Here is a 20,240-nt window from a genome sequence, read left to right on the forward strand (position 1 = left end):
ATAGAATGGGAAAAATAATAGCGGTTGCCAATCAAAAAGGCGGTGTGGGCAAAACCACTACAGCCATAAACCTGGCGGCAAGCCTGGCAGCCTTGGAGTATAAAACACTGTTGGTTGACGCTGACCCGCAGGCCAATGCCACATCCGGTCTTGGTTTCGACCCGGCCAGCATCACTTCCAGCATTTACGAGTGCATGGTAGAAGACGTGAACCCGGAAGATATCATTCTGCAGTCTCCTAACATCGAATTCCTGGACCTGATCCCGTCGCACATCGACTTAGTTGGTGCTGAGGTGGAGATGATAAACCTGGATAACCGTGAAGAGAAAATGCGTGAGGCGCTAAAGCCACTGCGCCAGAAGTATGATTTCATTATCATTGACTGTTCTCCTTCCCTGGGTCTGATCACGGTAAACTCGCTTACTGCTGCTGATTCTGTGGTTATACCGGTACAGTGCGAGTATTTTGCATTGGAAGGCCTGGGCAAGTTGCTGAACACGATCAAGATAATACAGTCGCGTTTGAACGTAGAACTGGCCATAGAAGGTATACTTCTAACCATGTATGATGTGCGCCTGCGCCTGAGCAACCAGGTGGTGGAAGAAGTAAAAACACACTTCCAGCAAATGGTTTTTGATACCATCATTCCAAGAAATGTGAAGTTGAGTGAGTCGCCAAGCTTTGGTTTACCGGCTATACTTCATGATGCTGAAAGTAAAGGAGCGCTAAGCTACCTGAACCTGGCCCGTGAGATTGCCGAGAAAAACAGCGTGGCACTGGAGAAATAACCCTACCCTTACATGTCTGATAACAACAATAAAACACCTAAACGCACAGGCGGTCTCGGCAGAGGCCTTGGCTCTCTTCTGGAGGGTAACAAGTACACAGGTAAAATTGATTCGAACACCATTAATGAAGTCAATACTATCGCAGATATAGCCATAGACCAGATCCAGACGAACCCATACCAGCCGCGTACCCACTTTGATCAGGGCGCACTGGAAGAATTGGCGGAGTCTATCAGAATACAGGGCATCATTCAGCCTATTACTGTTCGCCAGCTAGACCAGAAAAGCTACCAGCTTATTTCGGGTGAGCGCCGTTACCAGGCGGCTAAAATGGCCGGCCTTACAACTATACCGGCGTACATCCGCAAGGCCGACGACCAGCAGATGCTGGAAATGGCCCTGATAGAGAACATTCAGCGTGAAAACCTGAACGCGATTGAAATTGCCCTCTCCTACCAGCGACTTTTATCAGAGTGCAGCCTGAAGCAGGAAGAGTTAGGCGACCGCGTAGGTAAAAAGCGTACGACCGTTACCAATTACCTGCGCCTACTTAAATTGCCACCAGATATCCAGATTGCCCTGCGCGACAACGTGATATCGATGGGGCATGCACGTGCTCTTATCAATATCGACACCATTGAGAACCAGTTAGAGGTTTTCAAGAAAGTTGTAGCTGAGGAATTATCAGTGCGTAAGGTAGAAGAATTGGTGCGTAACCTGCAGAACGCTAATAAAAAACCAGATCCGCAGCAGAAACTACAGTTTAACAAGTACGAAGAGGAGATCAGGTCTGTAGAAACACGTCTTTCTTCGCAGTTCGGTACTAAAATACAGGTGAAGGCAAACAACGATGGTAAAGGCGAGATCAAGATCCCGTTTGTATCTGTAGATGAGCTGAACCGTATCTTAGAATTACTTAACTACTAATAACTTATAATGAGGCTAACCGTTGGCATTGCTTTATTCTTTTTAAGTATAGTTGCTATTGCTGCTCCTGCACGCGCGCAGGTTATAACGGCTGGACCCGATTCAGTTATAGTTTCCACTACGCCTGATACAGCCACAGCTGAAGATAACAGATTTTTCCTGAGCAAATGGGACAGACCGGCAAAAGCTGCTTTGTTCTCGGTTATAGTTCCGGGCTTCGGCCAGGCTTACAACAAAGCTTACTGGAAAATGCCTATCGTTTATGCAACAGGCGGTGTATTAGCCTACTTCTGGATAGATAATCATACGAAGTATAAGGATTTTGAAGAAGCTCTACTCATCAGGCGAGATGGTGGAGTAGATAAATATGCTAATAGTAACAAGTATGGCACAAACAGGCCAGATAATGGAATTCCGTATTTAAAATATGCCCGCGACTACTACCGTCGTAACCGCGACCTGACCATACTATTATCTATAGGAGCCTATGGTTTGCAGATAGCAGAAGCTTACGTGCATGCCCACATGAAAGAATTTGACATAAGCGATGAGCTGGCTCTGAAAGTGCAACCCAATATAATGCGCATACCTACGCAACAGGCCTATACTCCGGGCTTAAGCTTAACGCTATACACTAGATCGAAATGAGAATACTATTGATAGGCTACGGCAAAATGGGTAAGACCATTGAGCAGATGGCCCTGGCAAAAGGACACCAGATTGCCGGAACTATAGACCACACCAACTCCGAAACACTCAGCAACTATACAGCCGAAAATGTAGACGTAGCTATTGAATTTACACACCCGGAAGCTGCTTTTGGCAACATTACCTACTGCCTGCAACATAACATCCCGGTTGTGGTGGGCTCTACAGGCTGGTTAGATAAGTTGGAAAATGCAAAACAACTATGTGCTGACACCAATGGCGCCTTCTTTTATGCATCTAACTTTAGCGTGGGCGTTAATTTGTTTTTCCACTTTAACGAGTATATTGCAGCTAAAATGCAGGCATACAAGGAATACAGCGTAGGTATACGCGAGATACACCACCTGCAAAAAGTAGACAAGCCAAGTGGTACAGGAATAACAACTGCCGAAGGCATATTGCCGCATTTTCCGGCGCTAAGTGGCTGGGTTGCCGACCAGGAAATGGAAGGTAAACTGAACATAATTTCAGAACGTGAGCCGGATGTTGTTGGCACACACATTGTTACCTATAGTTCCGACGTTGATAAAATTGAGCTGTCGCATGTGGCACATAGCCGCACCGGTTTTGCCGAAGGCGCCCTGATGGCAGCCGAATGGCTGAAAGACAAAAAAGGCGTTTACGGCATGAAAGACATGCTGAACCTATAAAAAATCATAGCGAACCCTGCATGAAAGTTAAGTTCTGGGAGAAAAAACCAGTTACCAAGGCCCCTAAAAAGAAAAAGAGCTTTGCCCGCGAGTGGGGCGATGCCATTCTGTTTGCTGTTGTGGCAGCCAGTTTAATTCGCTGGGCTACATTTGAGGCGTACACCATCCCTACTCCATCCATGGAAAAGTCGCTGTTGGTAGGCGATTTCCTGTTTGTGAGCAAGTTGCATTATGGTCCGCGCACACCTATTACTCCATTGCAGGTACCACTTACCCACCAGACTATCTGGGGAACTAATATCCCTTCATATTCTGACGCTATTCAGTTGCCATCTTACAGGCTGCCAGGCTTTTCAGAAGTGCAGCGCGGTGATGTTGTGGTTTTTAATTACCCACCCGAAGACCAGCACCCTGCCGACCTGCGCACCAACTATATAAAGCGATGCGTTGCAATTGCCGGAGACTCTATTGCCGTGCGCGACATGCAGGTGTATATTAACGGCAAACCAGCCGATAATCCTGAAAAGCTGCAGTATAGCTACCACATGGCTACCTCCCAAATCCTGAATGAAGATTTTTTCCTGTCTCATGATATGGACCTGACCAGTGTTTATGCCTGGGAAGGCGGCTTCCGGTTTAATGCCACCCCGGAAAAGGCAGCAGAGCTCGCTAAGTTAGATTTTGTTGATGGGATTACACTTTTAAAGGAAAGACCAGGCGTTCAGAAATCTGATATTTACCCGCATGTGCCTAGTAAATATAAGTGGAACCAGGATTTCTTCGGACCTGTATATGTGCCAAAAGAAGGTGCTACAGTTGCTATAACGCCGGAAACGCTGCCGTTATACGAACGCGTGATATTGGAATATGAGCACAACGAGAATGCTGAAGTACGCGAAGGCAAACTATACATGAATGGCAAAGAAGTTACTCAATATACCTTTAAGCAGGATTATTACTTTATGATGGGTGATAACCGCCACAACTCTATGGACTCGCGATACTGGGGTTTTGTGCCTGCCGACCATATTGTAGGTAAAGCTGTGATGATCTGGATGTCGACTGACCCATATGGCGGTTTCCTGGATAAAATACGCTGGAGCCGTATTTTCGACATAATTGACTAGGTTGCCTCCCAACTATAAAACAGAAGCCGGATAGTACATCCGGCTTTTTTTATGCCTGCAACCATAAATAACAGGCCGTTTAACTGCCGAAAATGTTTAAATTCAACTTTTAAACTATAGTAAACACTCTTGAAACTGTTACTTATATGATCGCTGCACTTATAGAACTTGGAGGCTCACACGACGAGTGTCTTTACTCCCAGGTCCGTTTTCTGAGAGAGAAAGGCTATCGTGTGCACATGATCTGTACAGCTAATTTAAAGCAACAGGTTTCCGGTTTCGATGGAGTAGATGAATTCCTTTTCTTTGATTTTAAAGGGGTTAGCAAGCTGAAAAGCATGGCTTACCTGCTCCAGATCCGGAAGCATATCCTTAAAAATAATATTGCCCAGGTTATCTTTAATACGGCAGAAGGAAACCTGGTCCGTAATCTTACACTTCTGCCTTTCCCGAAGCGCGTTCAGTTTTCAGGGATCATCCATAACAGCTATAAATTACTTAAGAGCAGCAGCCAGCGCATCATCAGCCGTAAAATAAAGAAGTACTTTGTACTGAATGATTACATCCTGAAACATGTACATAGCAACAGTAAAATAGCTGTAGAAGCCTTCTATCCTATCTTTTTTCCGCATTTCAAAACTATAGACATACCTAAAGCTGACGGTGAACTATGGGTTTGCATACCTGGGCAAATAGCATTTAAGCGCCGCGACTACGAAGGATTTTTGAATGCACTAATACAGCACCCTCCTAAACCGGGCATAAAGTATATTGTATTAGGCCGGGAAAACGACCCTGACAGAAAATTTTCGGATATGGTAACAGCTGCCGGGCTGCAGGATCATTTTGTGCTGTTCGATAAATTTATCCCTAACGAACTGTTCCATAGTTACCTGCTGCAATCTGATATAATATTGCCATTGCTGCACCCTGCTTTACCTAAATTTGAACAGTACAAAAAGTACAAGATAACAGGAGCCCTTAACCTTGCTTTTAGCTACAGGAAGCCACTGCTTTGCAAAGATCAGTTTCAGCATGTGCCCGACCTGCAGGAAAATGCCTTGTTTTATGACCTGGAGCACTTGGGTGAAACACTTAACAGGTTACCGGAGCTATTGCCAACTATAGTTCCGCAACTATACCAGAACCCGAAATGGGAATTTAAGATGCAGCAGCAACGCTATATCAACTTTATAGAGCAGCCGTTGCCAAAACTATAGTTACCATTCTATGGGCTCTTTGCCATGCTCCTGCAAATAAGCGTTGGCCTTGCTGAAATGGCGGTTACCGAAAAAGCCACGGTCGGCGGCAAACGGTGATGGATGCGCTGATTGTAACACAAGATGTTTTTTGGTATCGATGAATGCGCCTTTCTTTTGGGCATAAGCGCCCCATAGCATAAATACTACATGCTCTTTCTCATCGTTTACTTTCTGTACAACAGCATCGGTAAACTCTTCCCAGCCCTTTTTCTGGTGAGATCCGGCATTACCAGCACGAACAGTTAGTGTGGCATTCAGCAATAAAACGCCTTGTTTTGCCCAACGCTCCAGGTTTCCAGTTGGTGGCAGGTCTTTGCCGAGGTCGGTTTTGATCTCTTTAAAAATATTAATAAGCGAAGGTGGCGTACGCACTTCGTCGCTAACAGAAAAGGCCAGTCCGTTCGCCTGGTTTGGTCCGTGGTATGGGTCCTGACCGAGTATCACTACTTTTACTTCATTGAAGGGGCACATTTTAAAGGCATTAAAGATCTGGCTACCCGGCGGATAAACTTTTTGGGAATTGTATTCGTCTTTAACAAAAGCAACAAGATTTTTGAAATATGGCTTTTCAAATTCATCTTGCAGCACATTTTGCCAGCTTTCTTCTATCTTTACATTCATAAATGATGGATGAAGGGTGTGAATAATACCTGAAACTTAGCTAATAGCAGTAACTCTTTTACGCTTCAGCAGTTTCTAATATACAACAATCTCTGTAACATGGATACAAAAACCACAGAAGGAGTGAAAGTAACGGTCACCACCAACTACCTTCCAGATTATTCCAGTCCGGTACAGCAGCACTATGTATTTGCCTACAAGATAACGATAGAAAATAAAAGCGAGTTTACGGTTAAATTACTGCGTCGCCATTGGTACATACACGATGCTACGGGCACTGTGCGCGAAGTGGAAGGCGAAGGCGTTGTAGGTCAGCAGCCTACCCTTGAGCCTGGCGAATCGCATGAATATGTATCGGGATGCAACCTGAAAACAGGGGTTGGTAAGATGCTGGGCACCTATTTAATGGAGCGCCTGGTAGATGGCAAGCAGTTCCATGCCACTATCCCAGAGTTTACCCTGATTGTACCTTATAAGTTAAATTAATGGCTGGAGGTTAAATTGTTAAATGGTTATCCCCTAAGATTAACCTCCAACAATCAAACCTTTAACTATTAAACAAGTAAGCCTTCAACTTTTAGCCAGTGTCATACCTTAGCCAAACTATAGATTATCTGCTTTACAGGGCACGGTCTTTTAAGCTGCATGGCGTGCACTCCCCTTTTGTATTTAATCTTTATAACCAGGTAATACTGCATGATGGGGCTTTTTACGCTTACCCGAGGGTTGAGGCGATACGTGAAAAGCTGCTGACTGATAACCGAACTATAGAAGTTACTGACTTTGGGGCTGGCTCTAAAACGATAAACTATAAAACCAGGAAAGTTGCCGATATCGCCCGTACTTCAGCTAAACCAGCTAAATATGGCCAGTTGCTTTTCAGGTTGGTCAATCATTTTCAGCCCAGGCATGTATTTGAATTGGGTACATCATTGGGTATAACTTCAGCTTACTTGGCCGAGGCAGCCCGAAAAGCGCAGGTGTACACGTTTGAAGGCTGCCCAACTATAGCCTGCGTCGCAAAAGAAAATTTCGATTACCTGCATCTTCGTAATATTACCCAAATAACCGGTAACCTCGACCAGACCCTTCAACCCCAGTTAGAACAAATACCCCAACTGGATTTCGCTTTCTTTGACGGCAACCACCGTTATGAGCCTACAATGCGGTATTTTAAACAGTGTCTTTCAAAAGCACACGAGAACAGCATATTTGTGATGGATGATATCTATTGGTCTTCAGAAATGAAACGTGCCTGGCAGGAAATTAAAAAACACCCGCAGGTGGGCCAAACCATAGATCTGTATTTTGTAGGATTGGTCTTCTTCCGGACAACGCAACCAAAGGAGCATTTTACGCTGGCTTTTTAGGAAGATGGGGTTGTAACTATAGTTTGACGTCACAGCGTTTTTATTACCTGTCATCGTTTGTACCAACTATAAGCCAGAGATTGCTTTCTATAGAGTCCGAATGTTTTCACCTACTATAATTAACATACTCCTACCCCTCTCAAAAGGGTAATTTACACTCTCATTTTGCTGGCGCGGATCTGTGATCCGTGACTTACTATAAGGGTGGATCTATGATCCACTGGGCCGGAGGCCCAACTATAGTTCGACACGAGCGAGGACGCTCGCGCCATAGCGGCTTAAGTCTTCAGAATGAAAAGCCCCTACTCTCAAGATGGGAATTTCTCTAAAGTAGTAGTTCCCCCTCCTGTTTTTAGAAAGGGTCAATGGGAGGTAAAACAAAAAGGACAAAAAACCGAAGTCCTTTGTCCTTTTTCAATAAGTCTTATATCAATTCCTTAGCTTATCGCCTGGCGGATTCGGATTAGTTTCTGCATTAAGCCTTCCAGTTGGTCTAGCGGTAGCATGTTTGCCCCATCAGACTTGGCTATGCTTGGCTGCGGATGGGTTTCAATGAACAGGCCGTCGGCTCCTACCGCGATGGCAGCTTTTGCTATAGTTTCGATAAGAGCTGGCTTGCCGCCGGTAACACCCGAGCTCTGGTTTGGCTGCTGCAACGAATGCGTTACATCCATCACCACCGGTGCACCCGTCGACTGCATTTCTGGTAGATTCCGGAAGTCTACAACCATATCGGAATAGCCAAAGCTGTTGCCACGGTCAGTCAAAATTACTTTTTCGTTACCTGATTCACGCACCTTGTCAACGGCAAAACGCATAGCCTCGCCAGATAAGAACTGTCCTTTTTTGATGTTAACTACCTTGCCTGTGTTGGCGGCTGCTACTAAAAGGTCGGTTTGGCGGCACAGGAAAGCGGGTATCTGCAGCACATCTACATATTCCGCAGCCATCGCCGCTTCCTGAGATTCGTGTATATCCGTTACGGTTGGTACATCAAAGGCCTGGCTTACTTTCTGCAAAATGCGCAGTGCTTTTTCGTCGCCGATGCCTGTAAAGGAATCGAGTCGGGAACGGTTTGCTTTGCGGTAAGAACCTTTAAAGATCAGCGGGATCTGAAGCTTGTCAGTTATAGTTTTCAGCCGTTCTGCAATCTGCATGGCCATTTCTTCACCTTCAATGGCGCATGGGCCGGCCATTAAAAAGAAATTGCCACTTTGGGTATGGTGTAGTTTCGGAATTTCGAACATCATCTTAAATTTTGATAACTATCCTACAAAAGTACGCAATTAGCACTTATTTCTTCTGCAGATTGATGAAAAGCTCCCGGCCCTGCCTTGGTGGAATAGAATTATATGCCTTCCCGAAATGCCTGAAATGGAAGTATGGCTCAAAATACTGCCTGTACTCTTCAGCTGAACCACCAAAAGGCGGTCCTTCGTGCGTAAAACCGGTATCGAATAATAAGCCAACTAATTTACCGCCCGGCACCAACAGCTCGGCACATTTGCGTGCATAGGCAGCCCTAAGGTCTGGAGAAATAGCACAGAAAAACGTTTGCTCCACTATAAGGTCATACTGCCCCTGCAGGTCAAAGAAATTCTGTAACAACAGCTGCTCTTTAGGGAAGTTCTGAACTCTGTTTGCAAAGTTTTCGAGCGGAGCTGGTGCCACATCGGCTACAAATACATTTGTAAAACCACTGGTAAATAAATATTCGGCCTCATAGGCATTGCCACAGCCGGGTATTAAAATGCGCAACGTTTTGTATGTCAGCTGGTCAAAATAAGTCCGCAGAGGGGTCGTTATACCTTGTGTGTCCCACCCGGTCTGGTTGTTTTGGTAACGTTGTTGCCAGTAAGCAGCATTAAATTCTTGTTTCATGAGGTTGAGATATATACTGCAAAAGTATTATATTTGATACCTAACATAAGCCGAATATACACACCGGACTTAAATCAAAAATATAAACTATAGATATGTCGACGAACACACCTGAGAACAGAGGTAACAGAAAACTCCTGATTGTAGGTTTCATCGTGATCCTGACCAGTATCAACGGAATTCTGCTTTACATGAACTATCAGAAGAAGGAGAAAGCCGAGGAGCAGGAAGAAGTTATCCGGGTGAAGAACACCGAACTGGAGAACCAGATAAAAGTTTACGAAGCCCTGAAAGCTGATTTTGAGCGTCAGAGCCAGGAATTACAGGCCATGGGTCTCGAAAACGATTCGCTTGAGTCGAAAATCGCCGCTATTTCGGCTGATCTGGACCAGTTACGTGGTTTCCGTAAGAGCAGTTATACGCTAGCCGACCAGCGTAAATTCCGCGACAGAGCCCAGGCTTTTGAGAAACAGCTTATCGAAAAGGATAAAGAAATTGCGAAGCTGAAAGAGGACAATGAAGTGTTATTCACAGAAAATACTACTCTGAAAACAACACAGAACAAACTTTCCGACAGCCTGACCACCATGAAGTCTACAAACCAGGACCTGACAGAAAAAGTCAAACTGGCATCCCGTCTGGAAGCTCAGAATGTAACGGTGAACATCATTAACCAGCGCGGCAAAGAAAAGGATGATGATGATAGCGAATACAGAGCCAAGACGGTAGATAAGATCAAAGTGGCTTTTAAAATTGCACAGAACGATGTAGCGCCAAAAGAGCCTAAAACAATCTACATGCGTTTAATTGAGCCTGATGGTGCTGCTTTGTATAATCTTTCAACGGGTTCAGGCACTTTCCAGATCGACGGGGAAGACATGTACTATACGGCCAAGCGCGATATCGTATTTGATAACACACAACAGCAGGTAAGTTTTGTATACGCCAAGAATGCCGCGTACAAGAAAGGCCAGCATACTATCGAACTATACGCTGACGGTTTTATTATCGGAAGAACTTCGTTTGTGCTGAAATAACAGATAACGAACTATAATTAAGCAAAGCCCCTGCCCTTGCAGGGGCTTTTTGTTTTAGTCTTAGATTGTCATTGAGAGCAACGTGAGATATCTGAGTCGTATAGTTTCAAGACCTAGCAGGGTGCGTAGCTCCTGCTAGTGTCTGATGTCCTCTAGTTTACTTTGTTTGCAATTCGAACCAAGCTATCCTTTCAAACCACATCCTATACTGGGAGCTTTATTAACCTATAGTTTCAATCCAGCTTTGGTGCCCTCACGGCCGGGAGGCCCCGTCTTCGGGCATCGCGCTGTGCGAATCTCTTTTGCTCCTTCGTCGCAATGCCTGCGGCACCAGATATTCACAAGGCGCTCAACCCAAAGACTGAGATCAATTCGATAGTAAAAGCTAAACTATAGTTAGAACTGGTAAGCTTCGAGATTTATCGTGGTTATAGTTCTGTAGGGACAGGTCGCGGCCTGTCCGTGGATGGACTGCAGCAATAGAACTGTAAAGCCAACTATAACTATAGCAGAAAGTCCCCCTTTGAAGGGGGCGAAGGGGGATGTTAAACTGTACCAGATCTCTCACGCTGTTCGAGATGACAACATAAAAGGCAATGGCAAAAAACTCCCTTTCCTGTTTTTAGGAGAGGGTTGTGGTGAGGTAAAACGCCAACAATAGAACTATAGCAAAAGCTACTACTAGCCTTGTCCCTATCGGGCCAGTTGAGTCAGGAGACTCAACACTATCATAAGTCACGAGTCTTGAGACTCGCGCCAGCCTAAAAATCAACTATAGATCAAACTATAAACCCTCAAAAACTATAGCCATAAAAAAAGCCCCTTCTTTTAAAGGGGGCCTTAGTCCATCGTTCACAAATAAATGTTTTAGCTATACGTAAGTAAAACCTAATCAACTAAAATTTTTCGGTCCTGGATAACTTTAAAGTGTTCCACCATCTTCACCGAGTCAGAAACATCTTCTGTGAAGATAGCGATGAAGGAACCCGGCTCGGCACGCTCTAAAGCATAGGCAATGGCACGCATTTCTTCCGGTATAAGTTCGATCTTCACCTCTTTATTCGTATCTTCAATACCTTTAATCAGTGGCTGCGTAATCTCTTCTGCCGTTTTGCCCCGCAGGTCACTGTCAAGCCGGATAATCACTTCATCAAAAATATGCGCCGCGGCTTGGCCAAGCTCATAAAAGTCCTCGGTGCGACGGTCGCCAACGCCGGCAATAATACCTACTTTGTGGTTAACTTCCAGGCTATCAATAAACTGACCTATCGCTTTCAGTCCTCCAACATTATGGGCATAGTCAACCAGCACTTCAAAATTCGGGAACTTGAACAGGTTCATACGACCAGGCGTTTTGGCTGGTGACGGAATGAATGTTCTGAGCGACGTTTTAATATCCTCAATATCAAAGTGCGAGATATAGCCAGCCAGTGTTGCAGCCAGTATGTTCTCAATATTAAATCTAGCACGGCCACCAAAAGTAAGTGGCACATCTCCCACCCGATCTACACGCAGTTTATAGCTATTCTTAAAAATAGAGATATACCCGTTCTCGAACACTGCTGCCAGACCGCCTTTTGCAATATGCTTCAGGATGCGCGGGTTGTTTTCGTCCATGCTAAAGAAAGCTACCTTACAGTTCAGTCCTTCAGCCATGGCATACACCAGGTCATCATCTGCATTCAACACGGCATAACCGTCAGGGCTAACACTTTTTGGAATCACAGCCTTTACCTGTGCCAGTTCTTCAAGGGTATGAATATCCCGTAGCCCCAGGTGGTCGGAGCTTACATTGGTAACTATTCCGATGTCGCATTGCTGGAAACCAAGGCCAGAGCGTAACAATCCACCGCGTGCGCATTCCAGCACAGCAAAGTTTACAGTAGGGTCTTTCAGCACGAATTCTGCACTATAGGAGCCTGTCGTATCGCCTTTCTCGAGTAACTTATCCTGTATATAAATGCCGTCTGTGGTGGTATATCCTACCTGGTAACCTTTATGTTTAACCATGTGGGCAATCAGGCGCGTCGTTGTTGTTTTACCGTTAGTGCCCGTTACAGCAATAATCGGAATACGTGCCGGCTGCCCTCTTGGGAACAACATATCTATAACAGGCTCGGCTACGTTGCGAGGTAAGCCAAATGTAGGCGAAATATGCATCCTGAAACCAGGAGCCGCGTTAACCTCCAACACAGCGCCACGGGTCTCGTTCAGCGGTATAGCAATATCAGATGTCATCACATCTATCCCGCAAATATCAAGGCCAACAATACCCGCTATTCTTTCGGCCATCAGTATATTGTAAGGGTCTACCAGGTCAGTTACATCGGTAGCGGTACCACCGGTGCTTATATTGGCAGTACTTTTTAAATAAACCTCCTGGCCCTCCGGTATAACTGATTGTGTGGTGAGCTCATTACTTTTCAGCAGGGCCTGAGTATGCTTGTCGATCTTAATCCTGGTAAGTACTTTTTCATGGCCTATACCGCGACGTGGATCATTGTTCTCTTTGTCGATGAGCTGTTTTATGGTTGAGACCCCGTCTCCTATAACCATGGCCGGCGTGCGCTTGGCTGCCGCTACAAACTTGCCATTAATGACCAGTAACCTGAAGTCGAACCCGGTGATGTACTGCTCCACCATTACTGCCTGCGAATACTTCCGAGCTTCTAAAAACCCTTTTTTAGCATCGTTCAGGTTCATGATGTTTATAGTTGCTCCTTTACCATGATGACCATCCAGCGGCTTTGTAACAACCGGGAAACCCAGCCAGGTAATAGCACGCCTTAGTTCCTCCTGCGTGTAAACCGTGGTGCCTTTCGGAACAGGAATACCTGCATCGCTCAGCATTTCTTTGGTAGCATTCTTGTCGCCGGCTATTTCTACCGCAAAGCAGGCCGTACGGCAGGTTAAAGTAGCCTGTATGCGCTTCTGGTATTTACCGTAGCCAAGTTGTATCAGCGAATACCTGTCGAGGCGTATATAGGGAATTCCTCGGCTTACAGCTTCTGTAACGATTGCATAAGTGCTAGGCCCGAAATATTCGTCTTCCCTGATCTCGTGAAGCCGTTCCAGGTCGTCCCATAGTTTGTATTTTTCACCTTTTATGAGGGATTCCGTTATGCGCAGGGCAGCGTAGGCTGCGTACTCTCCTGCTCTTTCTTCCTGGTAAGAGAAGATAACATATACCTCATTATCATTGCGGGTTGGGTAGCAACGACCAAAACCACTATCCATACCTGCCAGTGTCTGCAGTTCCAGGGCTACATGCTGCAATACATGTCCAAAGGTAGTACCTTCTTCAACAGTCTTAAAAAAACCGCCTTCAACGCCCTCAGAGGAGCGATGTGACAGCATGCCGGGGAACATTTTGCGTAGGCGGTGATAAAAATTAGGTAGTTGGTTCGTTAAAACATTGCTCTGCTCTTCCAGGTCCAGTTTCAGAACTATAATCTTCGGATGCTTAACAGACCAGTAATTAGGCCCGCGCATCACGCGTAAATCAACGATTTTCATGTATCAGGTATTCGTAAGCGATTACAATTAGCGTTAAGCAGAAAGCATTTCTCAGGTCCGGTTTGACACGGTGTCAAAATTCTACCTGCTCATTTTAATAAGCTAAGAATAGGCTATGCACGCCATTTCTATCTACAAGTTTGGTGGTGTTATAAGATAAATACGTTAGTAAACGATAACCTGATTACGCAGAAATGGCACAAAAGATTAAACATTGAAAGAATAACAGCACTATTATCAAAGGCTTGGCATTAACTACCAGATACAGAAAAAGATACTATAGAAGATTAGACCGGTACAGAAATCTAAGAAAACAAAATGCCCCGACCGCTAGATAAGCAATCGGGGCACTTTTTGTGAGGTAACGAGCGGATTCGAACCGCTGTAGCAGCTTTTGCAGAGCTGAGCCTAGCCACTCGGCCACGTTACCCTGTTATTGGGTGTGCAAATATACACATAGAAGTATGCTTGTCAAACTATCGCTGTAAGAATTTTTGCAGAATAGTCCTAAGTCCGGTCCTATCAGGGACTTAGTTTTCTATAGTTACATTATCAGGGCTTCTGTTCTTTGTTCATCCCATATTCTTCATTTGCTGCACCATCTTCTTTGCCCTTGAACTATAGTCAGCTTTATATTTTGCTAACAATTCTGCTCGTGTGGTTTCAGCACCTTTCTCCTGCTTCTCCCATAACACGGAGAGTGTCGCAAAAGGTGGCAATAATACACCTATTGCATTGTAAAAGTTACTGATGTTGGCAATGATGTGCTGCGCTCCATCAGAATCACCGGTAATAACAACACCGCCCACTTTCCCGCTCAGTTTCGACTCTTTACCTTCCAGTATCTCATCGTGCAGCTCATCCAGTCGCTCAATCACTCTTTGTATCTCAGACGATTGGTTATTCCACCAGATTGGTGTGGCAAAGATGATAATATCAGATTCTATTATTTTCTTGAGTATCCCCGGCCATTCATCTCCTTCACCCATATCGCTATAGGTTCCCGGGAGTATGGTATGATCTACAAGCTTGATAATGCTACAGTCGATGTCGTGCTCCTCTAAAACAGAGCAAAGAAACTCTGACAGCACTTCTGTATTGGATAGGCCTTCTTTTTTGAGTGTTCCCAGGAGTATGACTGCTTTCATAGAGTAGCGTTGGTTTAGGTATCATGCATTTATTAAACTCAGATACATCATTTATGTTCAGCACTGGATTATACACCTGAAGCAGAGAGCCGTTTTTACACAACAGAAGCAGCCCAAATACTAGTCAGTTGTTTTGAGAAGCAGGCATATAGCTGCAAACAAAAAAGGCCCCGGATTGCTCCGGGGCCTTTCATTATAGGACAAGCTTAAAATTAAGCGTTGTTCTCTTCTTCAGATGCTTCTTCGTCAGAACCTTTAGACTTCTTTGCAGCAGCCTCCAGTTTCTTAACGCCAGCTTCTTTTTCGTTGTCCATCATCTTCTCTTTCAGAGCAGACAGGGCATCCAGGTCACCTAAGGTAGACTTGTCAGCTTCTTTCTGAACTTTAGGAGCTTTCTCTTTCTTCTCGCCAGAAGCAGCAGGAGCAGTTTTCTTAGTAGCCTTAGCTACACGGGCTGCATCAGCGCTCTCAGTGTGCGTAGATGTGTGAGAAAGGATGATTTTACGATCTTCTTTAGAGAATTCAGTTACTCTGAAATCAAGGTTTTCACCTGCTTCAACCTGAGAACCGTCTTCCTTAGTTAAGCCTTTAGGGAAAGCAAAACCTTCGATACCGTAAGGTAACTCAAGTACTGCACCACGCTCAGACTTCTCTAATACAGAAGCTTTGTGAACTGAACCAATGTTGAATACAGACTCAAAAGTATCCCAAGGGTTCTCTTCAAGCTGCTTGTGGCCTAATGCAAGTCTTCTGTTCGGAACATCAAGCTCCAGAACAACTACATCAAGGTTTTCACCAACTTTAACGAACTCAGATGGATGCTTGATCTTCTTAGTCCAGGAAAGGTCAGAAACGTGTACAAGACCGTCAACACCTTCTTCAAGCTCTAAGAACAGACCGAAGTTTGTAAGGTTACGAACTACGCCAGTGTGCTTGGTGCCAACTGCATATTTCGTTAATACATCTTCTTTTGTCCATGGATCTTCAGTAAGTTGCTTAATGCCCAGAGACATTTTGCGCTCTTCTCTGTCTAAAGTCAATACAACTGCTTCAACCTCGTCGCCTTGCTTAATGAAGTCTTGTGGGTTACGCAGGTGCTGAGACCATGACATTTCAGAAACGTGGATAAGACCTTCTACACCTGGCATAAGCTCAAGGAACGCGCCGTAATCAGCTACGTTTACGATCTTACCTTTAACACGTGAACCAACTTCGATCTCAGCTGGAAGAGCATCCCACGGATGTGGAGTAAGCTGCTTCATACCAAGAGAGATACGCTTCTTGTCTTCATCAAAGTCAAGAACTACGATCTGTACTTTCTGGTCAAGCTGCAATACTTCCTCTGGGTGGTTGATACGTCCCCATGAAATATCTGTAATGTGAAGCAGACCGTCTACGCCACCAAGGTCGATGAACACACCGAAGTTTGTCATGTTCTTGATAACACCTTCCAGAACCTGACCTTTTTCCAGGTTGTTCAGGATGGCTGCACGCTGCTGCTCCAGGTCTTTCTCGATAAGTACTTTGTGAGATACAACCACGTTGTCGAAAGCGGCGTTGATTTTCACAACTTTCACTTCCATTTTCTTACCTACGAACACATCGAAGTCGCGGATTGGCTTAACATCGATCTGAGAACCTGGTAAGAACGCTTCAACACCGTAAAGGTCCATGATAAGACCACCTTTGGTTCTTCTCTTAACGATACCTTCCAGAATGTTATCATTCTCAAGTGCATCGTATATTTTAGCCCAGGCAGAAACGATTTTCGCTTTCTTACGGGATAAGATAAGCTGACCGTTCGGGTCTTCCTGGTCTTCAATAAATACTTCAACTTCGTCACCGATCTTCAGGTCAGGTAGATCTCTGAATTCTGAAGTAGCAACCAAGCCGTCTGATTTGAAACCGATGTTCAGGATCACGTCACGATCAGTGATACCAACAACAGTTCCTTTAACAACCTCCTGCTCCTGTACAGTAGTCAGGGTGTCGTCATACATTTTTTCCATTTCGGCTTTTTCTTCTTTGCTGTAGCCGCCGCCGAAACCTTGAGACTCAAACTTGTCCCAATCGAAATTTTCTGGAGAATTACTCATATTGTTTTGCTGCTCTGGAATAGCCACCAGCCTAGAGCAATGGGCTGGTTTGGTTTAGTTTTACATTTCCTGCTGATTTACAGGACCATTCACCTGAATGAGCCGCAAAAGTAACGCTTTTTCAGATTAAAAACCAACGCTAATCAGGGAAAGTATAAAAGCGCCCTGCAAAGGAGCTAAAAGGCTAAGCGAAAGAGTAGTTAACCCCGTACTGATCATCGCCTAAAACAGTGAAAGTTTAACCCACCCCTGCCCCTCCCAAGAGGGGATTTTTCTGCCAGAGTTGGGTTATAGTTTTACTGCTGGCGCGAGTCTCCAGACTTGTGACTTATTATGGTGTTGAGTCTCCTGACTTAACTGGCCCGGCAGGGACAGGCATGGCAACGGCGGTGACTATAGTTTTATAGTTGGCGTTATCCAACCCTCCTTATCCAAGACGGGAAGCTTTCTGTCCTTACCAATTTTTAAACTATAGTTCTATAGTTACAGTCCATCCACGTACAGGTCGCGACTTGTTCCTACAAGCAATAAGTTTTGCCTGACCAGAAGGTAAAACTGAGTGCCGATAGTAAAATCTCTCGCTTATACTTTTTACTTATACTATAAAATCAACTAAAACAACTTTATAGTTTGATTACATGCATTTTATATAGTTCAAACTAAATATTTTAGCACAGCTATAATGCTACTATTTCTCCATTCCTAGGTATACTCCCCAGTCCTGGTTACTTGTGTTGAGGTGCATTTTAAGGAAAAACTGGAGCGATGGCTTGACCGGTTTTCGGAGTAGTTTCAGGCCCGCTTCTTCGGGGGTGCGGTCGCCTTTGCGGGTGTTGCAGCGCGAACAGGCCGTGACCAGATTCAGCCAGTTACTCCCTCCTCCCCTAGACCTTGGAAGCAGGTGATCCAGCGTTAAATTTTTAACGGTGCCGCAGTACTGGCAGGTATAGTTGTCGCGGCGCATGATGTTATGGCGGCTCAGGGCAATGCCATAGTACGGCACATGCACATATCGCTGCAACCGGATAACTGAAGGAACAGGATATACTTTGGTAATGGTACGTAATTGTTCTTCAGGCTTAGTTACCATTTCGGCTTTATCGAGGTAAACGAGCAGGAAGGCCTTATGCACCGAGCACACAGCAATGGCGCTGAAGTCCTGGTTCAGGATGAGAACTTTATCTTTCATAGGGTGCACACTGTACTGAATAATAAGCTTCTACGGAAAAAACCGGAAGCTTACGGTAAAGTTCAGCGGAAAAAGCAGCCTATGCCTGAAAAATGCGCTTGATAATGCGGAGTTTGTGAGAGTAACGCTTGCGGTCGGCGTTGTAAATGCCATTATGGTCCAGGGTATCGATGCGCACTTCGCTGCTGGCATGTATGATCTTCTGATCTTCTAAAAGGATACCGACGTGGATAATTCTGCCTTCCTCGTTATCAAAAAAGGCCAGATCGCCGGGTTGGGTCTGGTTTACGAAATGCACTTCTTCGCCGCTAGTTACCTGCTGATACGCATCGCGCGGCAGCTGCATGCCGCAAATACCATACACCTGCTGCGCAAACCCCGAACAGTCTATCCCGAATACTGATTTACCACCCCATAGGTATGGGGCTTTCATAAAGTTATAGGCTACTTTTACCAGCTGGGCTATAGTTGCTCCGGATTCCGGGTTGGATGCACGACCATTGTACAGATAGGTCTTCTCGCCTATCCGCACGTTCATGCCATCGAAAAAAGGCAAATAACAGCCAATACCTACCGGAATACGCTCATCTGCATTACTGATAATCTGCACCAGATCCATAGACCGCGGATGTTGCGCCTGCTTCCATTCCTGATAGTATTCTTTAGATATTGGTGTATGCTGATTCAGGTCGATCCAGCCCTGGTAGCCATCGGTGGCAAGCTGTATGCGCACCCACTTTTCCTGGCGGCTGATGATCTCATAGCACTCCCCAAAAAGCACCTGTGTTACCAGTTCAGCTCTGTTAGATGGTTCGGCGCGCATTGGCACCAGGCTCAGCATACTTATTCCGTAGTCCAATTTCTTTAATTTTGAATGAGTGAATTTTGAATAACTGAATTTTATGAATCGAATTTTGAAGGTGTATGAAAATGTATAATTCACTCATTCAAAATTCAAAATTATCAATATCCGCTTCGGTCCATTTCGCGCTTCACGTCTTTTTCTTTAATGTCCTGTCGCTTGTCGTATAGTTTCTTACCACGGGCCAAGGCAACTTCTACCTTGGCAAAGCCTCTGTCATTTACGAAAACACGGATCGGGATTATAGTTACCCCCTGCTCTTCTGCCCCTTTTTCAAGCTTTTTCAGTTCTTTTTTGTTCAGAAGCAGCTTGCGCGGACGCATGGGTTCATGGTTATAGTGCGTACCTTCGGTGTAGGTAGAGATGTGCGTGTTGTGCAGCCACAGTTCCCCGTTCTGGAAAATACAATAACCATCCTGCATGTTCACTTTGCCTTCGCGTATCGATTTGATCTCGGTACCCATCAGCATAACGCCGGCAGTATATTTGTCCAGGAACTGGTACTCGAAGGAAGCCCTGCGATTAACGATGTTTACGTGTTTCTTTATTCTATCCTTGTCTTTAGCCATTATGCTGTCTTAGGTGCCAAAACTTTGGCTAATTTTTCTTTTTTCAAAATTTTCTGGCCTGTTTCTCCGTCGGCTATCAACCTGTCACCTACACGGGCTTTGTAACTGCAGATCACTTCGTGGTCATTTACAGCTTTCAGGGTGGCAACTATAGTCACATTTTCACCCTCAAAGGCCGGCGATTTATGATTGATAGTCAGAAAGGTACCTACTCCCTCTTCATCTTTCTCTTTCATATCCAATACAAACAACCTGCCTGCCCATTCCGCAGCCTGCGCCAGCGAAAACGTAGAACAAACCGCATGTACCAGGCCATCCTCAAAACGCGCAAAATCAGCAGCAGTTACAAGCTTCTTGTAAACTTTAATATCGCCGGGCTGGAAAGGGTTAGTCATAACTGATTGCAGATTGTGTTTTTCATTTTGTATATACAGGTCTTGCCCTAATGCCATCAAATATTGGTTCTAATTATCTCCGCTGTCATTTCGA

19 protein-coding genes and 1 tRNA gene are annotated in these 20,240 nt (G+C 45.0%); 9 read left to right on the forward strand and 11 right to left on the reverse strand.

What is annotated here, in order from left to right:
* Positions 1-5: 5 nt before the first annotated feature.
* From ABS362_RS04735 to ABS362_RS04760, 6 genes are all read left to right on the forward strand, one after another.
* Positions 6-788 (forward strand): ParA family protein, encoded by a 783-nt coding sequence (locus ABS362_RS04735; protein WP_350411174.1) that lies wholly within the window; start codon positions 6-8, stop codon positions 786-788.
* A gap of 12 nt (positions 789-800) precedes the next feature.
* Positions 801-1,715 (forward strand): ParB/RepB/Spo0J family partition protein, encoded by a 915-nt coding sequence (locus tag ABS362_RS04740; protein WP_350411175.1) that lies wholly within the window; start codon positions 801-803, stop codon positions 1,713-1,715.
* 9 nt (positions 1,716-1,724) lie between these two features.
* A complete protein-coding gene (locus ABS362_RS04745; RefSeq protein WP_350411176.1) occupies positions 1,725-2,363 on the forward strand; it encodes a DUF5683 domain-containing protein in 639 nt (212 codons plus the stop codon).
* A complete protein-coding gene (gene dapB, locus ABS362_RS04750; protein ID WP_350411177.1) occupies positions 2,360-3,073 on the forward strand; it encodes a 4-hydroxy-tetrahydrodipicolinate reductase in 714 nt (237 codons plus the stop codon). The genes ABS362_RS04745 and dapB overlap by 4 nt, the downstream gene beginning before the upstream one ends.
* Before the next feature lie 20 nt (positions 3,074-3,093).
* Entirely contained in the window at positions 3,094-4,200 is a 1,107-nt protein-coding gene (gene lepB / locus ABS362_RS04755) for a signal peptidase I (protein WP_350411178.1), read from the forward strand.
* Positions 4,201-4,346: 146 nt separating this feature from the next.
* Complete coding sequence (locus tag ABS362_RS04760; RefSeq protein WP_350411179.1) at positions 4,347-5,420, forward strand: glycosyltransferase family protein; 1,074 nt, start codon at positions 4,347-4,349, stop codon at positions 5,418-5,420.
* Here ABS362_RS04760 and ung read toward each other — a convergent pair whose 3' ends face one another.
* Positions 5,421-6,083 carry a uracil-DNA glycosylase gene (ung, locus tag ABS362_RS04765; protein WP_350411180.1) on the reverse strand — a complete coding sequence of 221 codons (663 nt, stop codon included), beginning with the start codon at positions 6,081-6,083 and terminating at the stop codon, positions 5,421-5,423. It abuts the gene before it with no gap.
* Between the two features lie 99 nt (positions 6,084-6,182).
* Here ung and apaG point away from each other — a divergent pair, with 99 nt between their 5' ends.
* Together apaG and ABS362_RS04775 are read left to right on the forward strand one after the other, a co-directional pair.
* A complete protein-coding gene (apaG, locus tag ABS362_RS04770) occupies positions 6,183-6,569 on the forward strand; it encodes a Co2+/Mg2+ efflux protein ApaG (RefSeq protein WP_350411181.1) in 387 nt (128 codons plus the stop codon).
* Between the two features lie 98 nt (positions 6,570-6,667).
* Positions 6,668-7,453 carry an O-methyltransferase gene (locus tag ABS362_RS04775; RefSeq protein WP_350411182.1) on the forward strand — a complete coding sequence of 262 codons (786 nt, stop codon included), beginning with the start codon at positions 6,668-6,670 and terminating at the stop codon, positions 7,451-7,453.
* A gap of 437 nt (positions 7,454-7,890) precedes the next feature.
* On the opposite strand, the gene kdsA is transcribed toward ABS362_RS04775, so the two are convergent.
* Together kdsA and ABS362_RS04785 are read right to left on the reverse strand one after the other, a co-directional pair.
* On the reverse strand, positions 7,891-8,700 hold the full coding sequence (kdsA, locus tag ABS362_RS04780) for a 3-deoxy-8-phosphooctulonate synthase (RefSeq protein WP_350411225.1): 810 nt from the start codon (positions 8,698-8,700) through the stop codon (positions 7,891-7,893).
* 46 nt (positions 8,701-8,746) lie between these two features.
* The gene (locus ABS362_RS04785; protein WP_350411183.1) at positions 8,747-9,334 is read right to left on the reverse strand and encodes a methyltransferase; all 588 of its coding nucleotides are present in this window, start codon (positions 9,332-9,334) and stop codon (positions 8,747-8,749) included.
* 95 nt (positions 9,335-9,429) lie between these two features.
* Between ABS362_RS04785 and ABS362_RS04790 the strand changes: the two genes are divergently transcribed.
* Complete coding sequence (locus tag ABS362_RS04790; RefSeq protein ID WP_350411184.1) at positions 9,430-10,371, forward strand: DUF8428 domain-containing protein; 942 nt, start codon at positions 9,430-9,432, stop codon at positions 10,369-10,371.
* 888 nt (positions 10,372-11,259) lie between these two features.
* On the opposite strand, the gene cphA is transcribed toward ABS362_RS04790, so the two are convergent.
* From cphA to ABS362_RS04830, 8 genes are all read right to left on the reverse strand, one after another.
* The gene (gene cphA, locus ABS362_RS04795) at positions 11,260-13,887 is read right to left on the reverse strand and encodes a cyanophycin synthetase (protein ID WP_350411185.1); all 2,628 of its coding nucleotides are present in this window, start codon (positions 13,885-13,887) and stop codon (positions 11,260-11,262) included.
* 359 nt (positions 13,888-14,246) lie between these two features.
* A tRNA-Cys gene (locus ABS362_RS04800) sits at positions 14,247-14,317 on the reverse strand.
* 142 nt (positions 14,318-14,459) lie between these two features.
* On the reverse strand, positions 14,460-15,035 hold the full coding sequence (locus ABS362_RS04805) for a flavodoxin family protein (RefSeq protein WP_350411186.1): 576 nt from the start codon (positions 15,033-15,035) through the stop codon (positions 14,460-14,462).
* 212 nt (positions 15,036-15,247) lie between these two features.
* Positions 15,248-17,131 (reverse strand): 30S ribosomal protein S1, encoded by a 1,884-nt coding sequence (gene rpsA, locus ABS362_RS04810; RefSeq protein ID WP_350411187.1) that lies wholly within the window; start codon positions 17,129-17,131, stop codon positions 15,248-15,250.
* Positions 17,132-17,819: 688 nt separating this feature from the next.
* Entirely contained in the window at positions 17,820-18,320 is a 501-nt protein-coding gene (locus ABS362_RS04815) for an HNH endonuclease (protein WP_350411188.1), read from the reverse strand.
* Between the two features lie 79 nt (positions 18,321-18,399).
* Positions 18,400-19,179: a C40 family peptidase gene (locus ABS362_RS04820; protein ID WP_350411189.1), complete on the reverse strand. Its 780-nt coding sequence runs from the start codon at positions 19,177-19,179 to the stop codon at positions 18,400-18,402.
* Between the two features lie 104 nt (positions 19,180-19,283).
* Complete coding sequence (smpB, locus tag ABS362_RS04825; RefSeq protein ID WP_350411190.1) at positions 19,284-19,751, reverse strand: SsrA-binding protein SmpB; 468 nt, start codon at positions 19,749-19,751, stop codon at positions 19,284-19,286.
* On the reverse strand, positions 19,751-20,146 hold the full coding sequence (locus ABS362_RS04830; protein WP_350411191.1) for a thioesterase family protein: 396 nt from the start codon (positions 20,144-20,146) through the stop codon (positions 19,751-19,753). Before ABS362_RS04830 ends, smpB begins: the two co-directional genes overlap by 1 nt.
* Positions 20,147-20,240 lie beyond the last annotated feature (94 nt).

Source organism: Pontibacter populi, assembly GCF_040278685.1.
In the GTDB taxonomy this organism is placed as follows: Bacteria; Bacteroidota; Bacteroidia; order Cytophagales; family Hymenobacteraceae; genus Pontibacter; species Pontibacter populi.

Coding starts and splice junctions, on each gene's coding strand:
- ABS362_RS04735 (WP_350411174.1), top strand. CDS start 6: ATGGGAAAAATAATAGCGGTTGCCAATCAAAAAGGCGGTGTGGGCAAA.
- ABS362_RS04740 (WP_350411175.1), top strand. CDS start 801: ATGTCTGATAACAACAATAAAACACCTAAACGCACAGGCGGTCTCGGC.
- ABS362_RS04745 (WP_350411176.1), top strand. CDS start 1,725: ATGAGGCTAACCGTTGGCATTGCTTTATTCTTTTTAAGTATAGTTGCT.
- dapB (WP_350411177.1), top strand. CDS start 2,360: ATGAGAATACTATTGATAGGCTACGGCAAAATGGGTAAGACCATTGAG.
- lepB (WP_350411178.1), top strand. CDS start 3,094: ATGAAAGTTAAGTTCTGGGAGAAAAAACCAGTTACCAAGGCCCCTAAA.
- ABS362_RS04760 (WP_350411179.1), top strand. CDS start 4,347: ATGATCGCTGCACTTATAGAACTTGGAGGCTCACACGACGAGTGTCTT.
- ung (WP_350411180.1), bottom strand. CDS start 6,083: ATGAATGTAAAGATAGAAGAAAGCTGGCAAAATGTGCTGCAAGATGAA.
- apaG (WP_350411181.1), top strand. CDS start 6,183: ATGGATACAAAAACCACAGAAGGAGTGAAAGTAACGGTCACCACCAAC.
- kdsA (WP_350411225.1), bottom strand. CDS start 8,700: ATGTTCGAAATTCCGAAACTACACCATACCCAAAGTGGCAATTTCTTT.
- ABS362_RS04785 (WP_350411183.1), bottom strand. CDS start 9,334: ATGAAACAAGAATTTAATGCTGCTTACTGGCAACAACGTTACCAAAAC.
- ABS362_RS04790 (WP_350411184.1), top strand. CDS start 9,430: ATGTCGACGAACACACCTGAGAACAGAGGTAACAGAAAACTCCTGATT.
- cphA (WP_350411185.1), bottom strand. CDS start 13,887: ATGAAAATCGTTGATTTACGCGTGATGCGCGGGCCTAATTACTGGTCT.
- ABS362_RS04805 (WP_350411186.1), bottom strand. CDS start 15,035: ATGAAAGCAGTCATACTCCTGGGAACACTCAAAAAAGAAGGCCTATCC.
- rpsA (WP_350411187.1), bottom strand. CDS start 17,131: ATGAGTAATTCTCCAGAAAATTTCGATTGGGACAAGTTTGAGTCTCAA.
- ABS362_RS04815 (WP_350411188.1), bottom strand. CDS start 18,320: ATGAAAGATAAAGTTCTCATCCTGAACCAGGACTTCAGCGCCATTGCT.
- smpB (WP_350411190.1), bottom strand. CDS start 19,751: ATGGCTAAAGACAAGGATAGAATAAAGAAACACGTAAACATCGTTAAT.
- ABS362_RS04830 (WP_350411191.1), bottom strand. CDS start 20,146: ATGACTAACCCTTTCCAGCCCGGCGATATTAAAGTTTACAAGAAGCTT.